Raw genomic sequence first — 12,507 nt, forward strand, 5'->3', positions numbered from 1 at the left:
CATGAAGCCCGATGCACAGCGCGTAAAACAGTTCCTGCTCAGCCTGCAGGATGAAATTTGTCAGCAGTTATCCACCGTAGACGGCAGCGAATTTGTTGAGGATAACTGGCAACGCGAAGCGGGCGGCGGCGGGCGCAGTCGGGTGTTGCGTAACGGCGGTATTTTCGAGCAAGCAGGCGTCAACTTCTCCCACATCCACGGCGATGCAATGCCGGCCTCGGCTACCGCGCATCGCCCGGAGCTTGCCGGGCGCAGTTTTGAAGCCATGGGCGTCTCGTTGGTGGTGCACCCGCAGAATCCCTACATTCCAACCAGTCATGCCAACGTACGGTTTTTTATCGCGGAAAAACCGGGGGCCGATCCCGTGTGGTGGTTTGGCGGTGGCTTTGACTTAACGCCCTACTACGGCTTTGATGAGGATGCGGTTCACTGGCATCGCACGGCGCGGGACCTGTGCCAGCCGTTTGGCGATGACGTTTATCCACGTTACAAGAAGTGGTGCGATGACTACTTCTTCCTCAAGCACCGCAACGAGCAACGCGGAATTGGCGGGCTGTTTTTCGATGATTTGAATACCCCTGATTTCGACCACTGCTTCGCTTTTATGCAGGCGGTAGGTCAAGGATACACCGAGGCGTATCTGCCCATCGTCGAACGCCGCAAAATGATGAGCTGGGGCGAGCGCGAGCGTAATTTCCAGCTGTATCGTCGTGGGCGCTATGTGGAATTTAATCTGGTGTGGGATCGCGGCACGTTGTTCGGTTTGCAAACCGGCGGGCGCACGGAATCGATTCTGATGTCGATGCCGCCGCTGGTACGCTGGGAGTATGACTGGCAGCCAGAAGCGAACAGCCCGGAAGCTGCCCTTAGCGAGTTTATTCAGGTCCGCGACTGGGTGTAATTGCCTGATGGCGCTACGCTTATCAGGCCTACAACAACGGCAAACCCGTAGGCCGGATAAGACGCGTTAGCGTCGCATCCGGCACAATAATCTCATCATGCCCACTGGCGCATACGCTGATGCAGCGTCAACGACGGTTTCTCCGCAAACAGCTGCTGGTAGTCGGTGGCAAACTGCCCTAAATGCCAGAATCCCCACTGCATGGCGGCGTCTTTCACCGTCGCACTCTGCGACCATGGGCTTATCAACTCACGGCGAACGGCGTTCAGGCGAATACGTTTCAACCAGGCATTCGGGCCAATACCGAGGATCGCGTGAAAGGCGTTTTGCAACGTCCGGCGGCTAACGTGCAGCTGATTGCATAAGTCGAGCACGGTCAGCGGCTCTGACATATTTTCCAGCACATATTCGCGCGCACGTGACAGCAAGCGACGATAGCTCTGATGGCTGATGCTCTCCGCAGTCATAATCGGCTGCGCTTCTTCAAGCATGGTGCCCATCGCCAGCAGCAGGTTATCCCCCAACACTTTACGCACCGCGGGTTGGTGAAGGTTTTCAGGATTCTCACTAAACGTCGCCAGCGCCTGCTGCACAAAGCCCCATAGCGCGGCTTTGTGTTGTTCTTTAACTTCCAGCGCCGACTGATTGCGCAGCATATGTAGCACCCTTTCCGGGTTATGCAGGAAGTTGGCCTGACGAGCAATGGCCTCTTCCGAAATGACGACACCCAAAATGGTGTAATCATCCGGGGTACTCAGTTCAAACTCCGTCCCGCCTGGGCGGGTGGCAATTTCAGCGCTACCCAAACACTGGGTACCAATAAATCCCTGCTCGCCGCGCGTGGCCGGAATGCCAAACCAAAATGAGTTTGGCCAGACAAGGCACGACTGACGCAGCGCCAGTCCAGTGTATTCACGGAACACCTGAATATCATCGAGCAGGATTTCCGTGAACTCGCCATGAAATTTTCCCGGATGCAGCTGGTCGTAGATCTGCTGCCAGGCGGTAATCGTCAGCGCGTGCTCATACACATCCGTTGTTCGCCGTTGGTGAACGTTGTCCACTTCCACTTTCGGCGTCAGTTTAACGTCTTCGGGTAATACTTCATGATAAAGATGGTGCAAGTTTGCAGAACGGTTCTTTTTCATGATCTTTTAAGCCGGAAGCTTCAACGAAGCCCCCGGCCCTCCGACAGGTTAATTTTTTAAGCGGTAGCGACTACTGCGTTTACGCAACGCTCCATCAGAAAAGAGCTGTTCCAGCGCATTTCTGGCTTCATCAAGTGACCAGCCAAAGTGGGCCGCCACTTCCCCTGCCGTCATTCCTTGACGGACCGATGCTAACAGCGTCAGAAGTTGGGCAGAGGATTCAGACGTCACTGGGGCGTCCTGTGTCTTCTCTGGTTTCACTTCTGTTTTCGCTTCTGGCTTCTGTTCAGGTTTCTTCGGCTGGCGTTTAAAACCGCCGATCAGCCACTGGGTGTCATCGTCCGGCCGGCCTATTTCCTTACGGCTGATAACACGGCCCGTACGCGCTGCGGCTGCACTGCCAGCATCCAGCGCTGCGCGGCATGCCGCCAGATCGCCTTCCACCACCAGCGTCAGTCGACCAGGATCGAGCACTTCGTGGCTAAGCAGACGCACGTTCGCGGCTTTCAGCATGGCATCGGCCGCGTCCACGGCAGCCACCATGCCATCCACTTCCAGTAATCCCAGTGCATTGATCATCACTACCTCTCTTACGCGCGCTGGATTGGATTACGGGCAATATCCAGAACGGCATCGGCAAAGGCGTTGCATGCGGCTTTACAAGCGGCCTGGCTACCGGTCAAAAACGCGGCTGAATAGTTGGTTTCTGACGGCGGTGGTACATAGGTCACCAGTTGTACATCGGCAGATTTCAGCGCGGCATCAATACCAAATGTCGCTTCCAGCGGTGGTGCTACCAGATACGCCATCGGATCGCCCAGTCGGCATCCCGCGGTTGCGGAGAGATACGAACCGGTACGCGAAACCACATGCGCCAGGAAGGCGGTATCTTCTGCGTCATTCGCCCACTGGAATGCCGCCCCGCTTTCAATATTGGCCACCATCGCGTCCAGACCCGCGCGAACTTCGGCCGGGTTTGGTCCACCGAGCATAATCAGCACTTCGCCCGATGTTGGAGAGGGACTGTGCGCCGCACCGGCATACAGCGAGCGGCCATAAACCACTTCGACCATTGCCTGTTTTGTCGCTTCGTCTGCGGCAATATACGCCACGTCATCAGAATCTGCTGTGATGAGTCCGAGGCTACGTATATGTGGCGGTAATTTAAGTTCGCGGGCAAAACCGTCATTTACCGAGGCAATCACACGCATTGCGGTGACTGAAGGTCTAATTAAATCTAATGCTGGCATGATGCCTCCTTAACGGGTCATATTGATGCCGGATGCTTTTTGCTCCAGCATGCGCTTGGCCAAATCCACAATCACCGCCGCCGCTTCAACCGGTGGCGTACCGCCCTGGTGAATGTTCGAGATACAGGTACGATCAGCCTCAACGGTGGTCGCCACACGCGGCGAATAGACGGCATAGCAAGAAAGACTTTCCGACTGGCCGAGGCCCGGACGTTCACCAACCAGCAGGATCACCGCTTTTGCACCCAGCAGTTCGCCGATCTGATCTTCGATTTTCACGCGCCCATAGCGAACAAAGAACGGCGTCCCGACCTTCAATCCGGCCTGTTTTAAGCCCGACAACAGCGGCGGCAGGATCTCTTCATAGTTAGCGGTAATCGCGTCGGTAGACAGGCCATCAGAAATAATCACCTGCACATCCGGATTCATTACACACTGTGATTTCAGTGCTTCAATGGCTTCCGCACTCAGACGACGCCCCATATCCGGACGCGTCAGATACAGGTTTTTGTCGCTGATTTCCGAGCGCACTTCCAGCAGCCCCTGGGCTTTTACCCACTCTTCCGGCACTTCTTTCAATACCGTATCTTTCGAACGCGAGTGATCAGCCAGGAAACGCAGCAGCGCCTGGGTACGCGGACGAGGACCGGCACGACCGGTACATACACGCGCAGCGGTGCTACGGCGAAGTTCAGTCAACACCTCTGCACGGTGCGGATTCTCAACGCCAATCCACGCTTTGGCTTCGGCTGAGCCTAAGTCCATCGCGCAGCTTTCACCGGTCGGCGCGGCGCACTGCGTGGTGCTGCATTTTGCTGGTGCTGACGGTTCTTGAGCCTGCGGTTGAGACTCACCCATTGACGCCATTACGCTGCGTACAATTTCTTCAATCTGTTTTTGATCCATCGTGTGTCATCCCCGCGTCATCAGAAGAACAGTGACGGATCGCCCGCCCGTTTGGTCAGGCGACCGTTTGCCATAATGCCCATGGTTTCCAGCCAGCGTTCAAACTCCGGCGACGGACGCAGGTTCAGCAGCTGACGCACGGTCGCGGTGTCATGGAAGGCGGTGGTCTGATAGTTGAGCATGATGTCGTCACCGAGCGGCATGCCCATGATGTAGTTGCAGCCAGCGGTGGCGAGCAGAATCATCAGGTTTTCGTTAAGGTTCTGGTCAGCATCAGCATGGTTGGTGTAGCAGCAGTCGCAGCCCATTGAGATGCCGCTCAGCTTGCCCATAAAGTGATCTTCCAGACCCGCGCGAATAATCTGACGGTCGTTGTAGAGATACTCCGGCCCGATAAAGCCCACCACGGTGTTCACCAGGAACGGATCATAGTGGCGTGCCAGCCCGTAGTTACGCGCTTCCATCGTCACCTGATCGGCGCCGAAGTTCGCGCCCGCGGAAAGTGCAGACCCTTGCCCGGTTTCGAAGTACAGGCAGTTTTCCCCGGCGATACGGTTGAACTCAGCGCCCACTGCGCGCGCTTCATCCAGCATGGCCAGCTCAACGCCAAACTCTTTTAAGCCTTTTTCGCTACCGCAGATACTCTGGAAAATCAGCCCGCCCGGCGCACCGCGACGAATCGCTTCGATCTGGGTAGTCACGTGTGCCAGTACGCAGCCCTGGGTCGGGATGTTGAATTTGTCGATAACGCCGTACACGGTATCCAGTACGCGGCTTAAGTTTTCCACGTCATCCGTTACCGGGTTAACACCAATCACCGCATCGCCCGCTCCGAAGGACAGCCCTTCGTAGATTTGTGCGGCAATACTCTGCACGTCATCACGGGTGTCGTTCGGCTGCAAACGGCAGCTGAAGGTGCCCGGCAGACCGATGGTGGTATTGGCCTTTTTGATCACCGGCATTTTCTTACCGCCGTAGATCAGGTCCGCGTTAGAGCAGATTTTTGCTACCGCAGCGACCACTTCCGACGTTAACCCTTTGCGCGTAAACGCAATGTCATCAACGGAGGTTTCATCGCTCAGCACGTACTCGCGCAGCTCGCTGATACTCCAGTTTTTGATACGGTTATAGGCCGTCTCGTTGACGTCATCCTGAATCAGACGGGTAACACAGTCCTCTTCATAGGAAATCACCGGGTTATTGCGGATATCCGCCACCGTCATTTCCGACAGTACCTGCTTGGCCGCCACGCGCTCCTGCGAACTGGTTGCGGCCACTCCTGCCAGCACATCCCCCGAACGCAGTTCGTTGGCTTTTGCCAGCACCTCTTTAACATCCTTAAACTGATAAACATTGCCGAACAATGTGGTCTTTAGTTTCATAAGTCGTTCCCTCAGGAAGGAAATGCGAGTGATTTCACCGTCACCGGCACAACCGATCCGCCAAAAAGAGGCGTACCAATGTCGATATAGTCCCCCGCCCGGACAACCACCTCATCGATGACTGCCAGCGGGTGTTGCTGTAACTGTGGGCGTAACAGCATGCCCAGGGCCTTACCAAAATCCTGCTCGGCTACCACCAGCAGGGGATGCGGATTCGGATAGCGCGCGACAAAGGCCAGCAGCGCATCAATCACCGTTAACAGCGCGGCATAGCGCACCGGCAGCGAACCGGGCAGCGCCAGCACGTAGGCGTCCGTTTGCGGGTCCAGATCGAGTTGCATTAGCGCCTGTTGCCAGGCGGCCACCAAATCAGCCTCATTAACCGGAATCGCCACCGGCAGATTGCGCAGCGGAAGCGCCACGCCTTCCAGCCAGATGGTGCTGCCCGAAAGCGACAGCGTATGCGCACCGGCGCCAATCACCGTGGCACGCACGGTTTGCGCCGGGAACTGCACGTTCATCTCACGCAGGCGCGGATGTTCATGCAGCGCCGTCGCTAACAGCGGGCCAATATCGGAAAAACAGAACGGATCGGCTGGTTGGTTGCGGTAGCACTCGCCCACCCCGCCGGACAACGTAATCACTTCCGGTTTCACACCCGCCTGTAACAGGCCGGTTTGCATCAGCGCCTGCGCCAGCGGTGATAACGTGCCGTCAATCACCTCCACAATCAGCGCCGCCATCCGTCGGGCTACCTGAACAAGCTGCGCCGCATTGAGGGTTCGGGCGTCGGTGCCCGGACCAAATACGTCATCAACAATCATCTGCCCCGGCTGATGCGCATGTACTACTCGTCCCTGGCCGTTCGTTTCCAGCAGTCGCCCGCCGACGTTGAGGCAAGCCGAACCGCTGACCTTTCCAGCATCAAACAGAACGTAGTTCGACGTACCGCCACCGATATCGATGTTCAGTACGCGGCACAACTTCTGCTCGGACAGGGTTTGTGCCCCCGCACCGTGACCGGCAATCACCGATTCCAGATGCGGACCGGCGCTGGCCACAACAAAATCCCCCAGCGACTGAGAGAGCGTCATCACCGCCGGACGCGCATTACGGGTTTTGGCACTTTCTCCGGTGATGATGATCGCGCCGGAATCGACAGTCTCAGGCGCAATACCCGCCGCCTGATACTGGGCGAGGATCAGCGCCTTAAGTTCGGCCTCTTTCAACCCGCCCTGCTTATCAACGGGGGTAAAGAACACCGGGCTTTGCCAGCTAATTTCGCGTTTGATGAATTCGTAGCGCGGCACCTGCGACACTGCCGCACGGTTGACTAACTCAAGGCGCGAGAAAATCACCTGAGTGGTAGTGGTGCCGATATCGATACCGACGCTCAGTAGCTGGCGAGTATTCACGATTGCGCCTCCGGGTTGGTTTCTACTTCTGCTGGCACATCTTCATCTTTCGGTACCAACAGCATAGCCACACCAATCGCCGTCACGCCGCCAATCAACTTGCCGACAATCATCGGGAAGATCATCGCGTTCATGTTGGCAGCGGCGAAGCCTAAGTGGTCACCCAGTGCAAAGGCCGCGGAGACCGCAAAGGCGCAGTTGATCACTTTGCCGCGGGTATCCATATTCTTCATCATGCCGAACATTGGGATGTTGTTCGCCAGCGTCGCAACCATACCGGCAGCCGCAATATTATTGATTTTTAACAGGTTACCGACGCTCATCAGCGGTTTTTCAAACCAGCGGGTCAGCAGCAGCACCATCGGGTACGCACCAAGCAGCACGCAGGAGATAGAACCGATAACTTCGATGGCGCGCATCACTTCACCCGGCTTGTCGCCCGGCGCCATAAAGATGGGATCAAGACCCGGAATCAGCTCCCAGCCGAGCAGGAATTTGACCACTGCTGCTGCCAGGCCGATGGTGATCAGCGCTACCAGGAATTTCGCGAAGATCTGGAAGCCGTTGATCATTTTTTCCGGGATGAATTTCAGTCCCAGCGCCACCAGCACAGCCACGATCAGCACCGGGATCATATTCATCAGGATCAGCGCGAAGGTGAATTCCACCGGCTGTCCGTTGATTTCGACGCCGGAGTACATCGCAATCAAACCGCCCGCAATACAACCAATCGGAATGGTGACAATACCCGCCAGCACGCCCAGCGCCAGATAACGACGGTCAGACGGTTCAATAATCCCCAGCGCAACCGGAATGGAGAAGACCAGCGTCGGCCCCATCATCGCCCCGAGGATCAGGCCAGAGTACAGCCACGCCGCAACGTCGCCGCCCGCCAGTTCTTTCGCCAGGAAGAAGCCGCCCATATCGCACGCCAGCAGCGTTCCGGCAAACATCGACGGGTTCGCGCCCAGCATTTCATACAGCGGAATAATTACTGGCCCGAGCACATGCGCCAGAACCGGTGCCAGCGCGGTCATACCGACCATCGCCAGACCCAGCGCGCCCATCGCCATAAAACCTTCTTCAAACTGGCCGCCCGATCCCTCAATACTCTTACCGAACTTACCGAGGAAGCGTGCCGAACCGCCGAACTGCGACAGGATCCTGTCCACGGCGGCAATCAGCATAAAGAACATCATGATGTACATGATGATTTCGTTAATTCCCATAGCCCCTACTCCCTGTCATTTGTGATTTGTAGGCCGGATAAGACGTTTACGTCGCCTCCGGCATTAACGCCGTGTTATTACCGGATGGTGGTGCGAGCACCTTATCCGGCCTACAGGCATTACCCGGCAGCCGCGTACAGGTCGATGATCTGTGCCTGCGTGGCGGTGCGTGGGTTACTGCGAATACAAATATCCTCCAGCGCGGCGTGAGCCCATGCGCTGTACTGCTCGGGCTTTGCCCCAACGTCAGAGAGTCGTTTGGCCTGGCCCACTTCGCTAATCAACTCGCTGACCGCGTTGATAGCATCACGATCGTCCGATTTCTTGTTGGTTAACGCGCGTCCGATATGGCTAAAGCGCTCACGACACACCATGCGGTTGAACCCCATTACCGTGGGAAGCAGCATGGCGTTAGCCTGTCCGTGTGGAATGTGCAACGTCGCCCCCGGCTGGTGCGCCATCGCATGGCACAGGCCAAGCCCAGCGCTGGAAAACGCCATCCCGGCCATACAGGAAGCCAGCAGCATGCTTTCGCGCGCCGCCAGATCCTGACCGTAGCCGACGGCCTTCGGCAGCGATTTACCGATCATCGCTATCGCACCAATCGCCAGGCTGTCGGTAAACGGCGTCGCGTTCAGTGCGCTATACGCTTCAACGGCGTGCGTCAGTGCATCAATCCCGGTCATCGCCGTTACGTGCGCAGGCACACCTTCCGTCAATGCGGCGTCAAGGATCGCCACATCCGGCATCAGGGTTGCGTGGGCCAGCACTTTTTTGAGTCCGGTCGCGGCGTCAATAATCACCGTGACGTTCGTGGTTTCTGAGCCCGTTCCGGCGGTAGTCGGTACGGCAATCAGCGGCAGACGCGGGCGTAACACGCTACGCTCGTCCATGTCAGCCAGCGTCTGGGTAGGATTGGTCACCAGCAACGCCACTGCCTTGGCGGCATCCAGCACGGAACCGCCGCCGAAAGCCACGACACCGTCGCACTTTGATTCACGCAGTTGCGCGACTGCCGCGCAGACGTCCGTAATGCACGGTTCACCTACCGGACATGGCCACAGCGTCATCGCCACGCCTTTCATCGCCAGGCTGCGCTCCAGTGCGGCGGTCATCCCCGCCTGATGCAGAAAGCTGTCAACCATGACGAACATATGCGTCAGTCCGCGCGTTTGTGCTTCCTGTCCGCAGGTACTAAGCGCTCCCAGTCCACATAACGTAACCGGGGGAACGCTAAACGTTTTTACGCGTTGCAGATTCAGGGTATCGAATGCCTGAAAGAGCGCGGTCTGCAATTCAGCTTGCATAGATTCCTTCCGCTTTTTCTTTTCCGCTGTTTGCAATCGCCAGCGGAGTCATAAACAGGCTGTGCTGGGGTAAATGCACCTGCAGTTCCGGGAAACGCTTACGGAACAGTTCATCAACGCCTGGCTGCATACAGGAGCCACCCGCCAGCCACAAATCAGCGACATCCTGTCCGGCAATATGGTGCGCCACGATTTCCGCCATCTTTTCGTAGACAGGCTTCACCACCGGCCAGATTTCTTTGCCATTGCTGCGCTTGTACTGCTCGGCTTCTTCCAACTGGATACGACGGTTCCCGGCCAGCGTCAGAGAGATATGGTGCCCGCCAGTCGCTTCATCAGCGGAGTAAGTCACTTTGCCCTGTTTAACAATCGCAATCCCGGTAGTGCCACCACCAATATCCACCACGCCGGCGTTATCAAGCTGCAACAGATCCGCCACCGCGGTTGGTTCGTCGAGGACATGGCTCACTTCAAGCCCGGCAGACTCCAGCACGTTAATAGAGATGCGTGGGTCAGTTCCCGGTGGAAACGAGGTTGCCGCATGGGTAAAACGGCAACCCAGTTGTTGTTCGAGCGTATCGAGATGGCGACGAACGATGGTCACCGCACCAAAGAAATCCCAGACGATGCCATCGCGCACGACATCGGCCCAGTCCAGGCAAACCGCGACCGGCTGTCCGTCACTGTCCACAACCATCGACACCACATCACACGTCCCCAAATCAATGCCCAACCACAGCGGTGAATCGCTCTTTGCGGGCGTCTGGTTACATAGCGTTGCCGCTTTTAGCAGTCTGGGTGTCAACCAACGTTGTTCGTCGTGCGCCATCTCATTTACTCCTTATACAATTCTGAAGGCGTCTACCAACACACAGCGACGCAGGCGCACAAACGTACGCGCACTGGTCACCCCTTCCCCGGTTGGTGTGGTAATGGTCATCGTGGTCCAGCCTTCACCGCCCAGTCCAAGACCGGCAATGCACGGCCCGTTCTTAACGAAGATGCTGGTATCAATGGCGTTTGCCATACGGTTCATATTTTCGATATTGCGTGAGTGCATCGCCGCCGTATGGTGGCAGCCGCCTTCCAGCTTGACCGCCAGTTCAATGGCTTCATCGACGTTGGCAACCCGCACGACCGGCAGCACCGGCATCATCAGTTCGGTAACGGCAAACGGATGCGTCGCGGAGGTTTCGACGAATAACAGACGGGTTTGCTCCGGTACGTTCAGACCAATCGCCGCAGCGATTTTTCCGGCATCGCGCCCGACCCAGTCACGACTGACTGTGCCTTTACCGCGCTCATCGATATTTTTCAGCAGCACCGGCTGCAGCTGTTCGGCCTGAGCCGCGGTCAGTTTCACCGCATGCTGGCTTTCCATCAGACGCATCAGTTCATCAGCGACGCTATCGACCACGATCAGCACTTTTTCGTCGGCGCAGATGATGTTGTTATCAAACGATGCACCTTTGACTATCGACTGCGCCGCGCGTGCCAGGTCAGCCGTTTCATCAACCACCACTGGTGGATTACCCGCACCAGCGGCAATCAGACGTTTGTTGGTGTGCTTACGCGCGGCATCCACTACGGCTTCGCCACCGGTGACGACCAGCAGGCCGATGCCTGGGTACTTGAACAGACGCTGGGCGGTTTCGATATCCGGGTTGGCAACGGTAACCAGCAGGTTTGCCGGACCGCCTGCGGCGACCACCGCCTGGTTAAGCAGGGTGATGGCGCGCTGAGAAACTTTTTTCGCCGCCGGATGCGGTGCGAAGACCACGCTGTTACCAGCGGCAATCAGGCTGATGGCGTTGTTAATGACGGTCGCGGCCGGGTTGGTGGATGGGGTAACCGAGGCCACCACGCCCCACGGTGCGTTTTCAATCAGCGTCAGACCGTTATCGCCGGTCAGAACCTGTGGAGACAGGCATTCCACACCCGGCGTGCCGCGCGCCTGCGCCACGTTTTTGGCAAATTTATCTTCGACGCGTCCCATGCCGGTTTCAGTGACGGCAAGTTCCGCTAATTCTCTGGCGTGCTTTTCGCCCGCCTCACGTAGGGCCGTGATAGCCAGTTGGCGCATGGCGACGCTTTTCAACCCCTGCTGGGCTAGTTTTGCTGCCGCCACTGCGTCATCCAGGGAGGCAAAAACGCCCATTTCTTGAACGGCACTGACGGGTTGGCTGCTGTCTTTCATTTTCAGCAGTACCGCTTTCACGACCTGTTCAATATCCTGTTGATTCATGATTTTCTGCCTTATTTATGGAAGATCACCTGACCACCTGCCACCACTTCATCGACAATGCCAATCACGCACAGATCGACAGGCGATGATTCATTCCGGTGCGCCTGACGGGCGGAGCTTCCGCTGACCAGCAGCACCCACTCTCCGGTTCCCGCCCCGATGCTGTCGATAGCAACAGCACATTGCCCGTCGGGATTTCCCTGGGCGTCAATCATTTCCACCATCAGCAACTTGTCGTGCGCGAGCCCCTGATGGCGTACGGTACAAACAATTTGTCCTGTAACGATTGCCAGTTTCATACGCGCCTCCGTGGCATATTTCAGGTAAAACCTCCCCCTACCCTCCGCAGAAGGTAATGTGAAAAGGAGAGAGGGTGACGCCAGCAATGAAGTCTGTGGCGTCACATGGACGACTTACATGTCGTTGCTGTCGCCTTTAAAGCTGATCGGGAACACTTCTTCCAGATCGCCGTGCGGACGTGGGATCACGTGTACTGAAACCAGCTCGCCAATACGCTGTGCTGCCGCAGCACCTGCGTCCGTTGCAGCTTTACATGCCGCTACGTCGCCACGGACCATGGCAGTGACCAGACCGCCACCGATCTGCTTCACGCCAACCAGTTTCACCCGTGCCGCTTTAACCATTGCGTCAGAAGCCTCAATCAGTGCAACCAGGCCCCGGGTTTCAATCATTCCTAATGCTTCCATTGTGTTTTCCTCTCATT

General features: G+C 57.0%; 13 protein-coding genes. 1 reads left to right on the top strand and 12 read right to left on the bottom strand.

Translation table 11 applies throughout. The features are described from left to right. Window position 1: 1 nt before the first annotated feature. A complete protein-coding gene (hemF, locus tag OGY08_RS06350) occupies window positions 2-901 on the top strand; it encodes an oxygen-dependent coproporphyrinogen oxidase (RefSeq protein ID WP_057066925.1) in 900 nt (299 codons plus the stop codon). A 95-nt stretch (window positions 902-996) separates the two neighbouring features. On the opposite strand, the gene eutR is transcribed toward hemF, so the two are convergent. The 12 genes from eutR to eutM all read right to left on the bottom strand — a co-directional run bounded on the left by eutR (window position 997) and on the right by eutM (window position 12,490). Next, a complete protein-coding gene (eutR, locus tag OGY08_RS06355) occupies window positions 997-2,049 on the bottom strand; it encodes an HTH-type transcriptional regulator EutR (protein ID WP_008785417.1) in 1,053 nt (350 codons plus the stop codon). A gap of 48 nt (window positions 2,050-2,097) precedes the next feature. Next, entirely contained in the window at window positions 2,098-2,628 is a 531-nt protein-coding gene (gene eutK, locus OGY08_RS06360) for an ethanolamine utilization microcompartment protein EutK (protein WP_003835033.1), read from the bottom strand. 11 nt (window positions 2,629-2,639) lie between these two features. After that, window positions 2,640-3,299, bottom strand: a complete 660-nt coding sequence (eutL, locus tag OGY08_RS06365; RefSeq protein ID WP_003838537.1) for an ethanolamine utilization microcompartment protein EutL — start codon at window positions 3,297-3,299, stop codon at window positions 2,640-2,642. Between the two features lie 9 nt (window positions 3,300-3,308). Then, window positions 3,309-4,205: an ethanolamine ammonia-lyase subunit EutC gene (gene eutC / locus OGY08_RS06370; protein ID WP_008785418.1), complete on the bottom strand. Its 897-nt coding sequence runs from the start codon at window positions 4,203-4,205 to the stop codon at window positions 3,309-3,311. A gap of 20 nt (window positions 4,206-4,225) precedes the next feature. Beyond that, on the bottom strand, window positions 4,226-5,587 hold the full coding sequence (gene eutB / locus OGY08_RS06375; protein WP_003038029.1) for an ethanolamine ammonia-lyase subunit alpha: 1,362 nt from the start codon (window positions 5,585-5,587) through the stop codon (window positions 4,226-4,228). Between the two features lie 11 nt (window positions 5,588-5,598). Next, window positions 5,599-7,002 (bottom strand): ethanolamine ammonia-lyase reactivating factor EutA, encoded by a 1,404-nt coding sequence (gene eutA, locus OGY08_RS06380; RefSeq protein ID WP_219013484.1) that lies wholly within the window; start codon window positions 7,000-7,002, stop codon window positions 5,599-5,601. Then, entirely contained in the window at window positions 6,999-8,231 is a 1,233-nt protein-coding gene (gene eutH / locus OGY08_RS06385; protein ID WP_003835043.1) for an ethanolamine utilization protein EutH, read from the bottom strand. The genes eutA and eutH overlap by 4 nt, the downstream gene beginning before the upstream one ends. 119 nt (window positions 8,232-8,350) lie before the next feature. Continuing rightward, on the bottom strand, window positions 8,351-9,538 hold the full coding sequence (gene eutG / locus OGY08_RS06390; RefSeq protein ID WP_125363146.1) for an ethanolamine utilization ethanol dehydrogenase EutG: 1,188 nt from the start codon (window positions 9,536-9,538) through the stop codon (window positions 8,351-8,353). Further along, a complete protein-coding gene (gene eutJ, locus OGY08_RS06395; protein ID WP_048234757.1) occupies window positions 9,528-10,367 on the bottom strand; it encodes an ethanolamine utilization protein EutJ in 840 nt (279 codons plus the stop codon). Before eutJ ends, eutG begins: the two co-directional genes overlap by 11 nt. A gap of 12 nt (window positions 10,368-10,379) precedes the next feature. Next, window positions 10,380-11,783 carry an aldehyde dehydrogenase family protein gene (locus tag OGY08_RS06400; RefSeq protein ID WP_003835050.1) on the bottom strand — a complete coding sequence of 468 codons (1,404 nt, stop codon included), beginning with the start codon at window positions 11,781-11,783 and terminating at the stop codon, window positions 10,380-10,382. Between the two features lie 11 nt (window positions 11,784-11,794). Next, window positions 11,795-12,082 (bottom strand): ethanolamine utilization microcompartment protein EutN, encoded by a 288-nt coding sequence (gene eutN / locus OGY08_RS06405; protein ID WP_003038011.1) that lies wholly within the window; start codon window positions 12,080-12,082, stop codon window positions 11,795-11,797. A gap of 114 nt (window positions 12,083-12,196) precedes the next feature. Continuing rightward, a complete protein-coding gene (gene eutM, locus OGY08_RS06410) occupies window positions 12,197-12,490 on the bottom strand; it encodes an ethanolamine utilization microcompartment protein EutM (RefSeq protein WP_003835054.1) in 294 nt (97 codons plus the stop codon). Window positions 12,491-12,507: the final 17 nt, after the last annotated feature.

This window comes from Citrobacter sp. Cpo069 (assembly GCF_030332785.1).
Lineage (GTDB): Bacteria > Pseudomonadota > Gammaproteobacteria > Enterobacterales > Enterobacteriaceae > Citrobacter > Citrobacter portucalensis.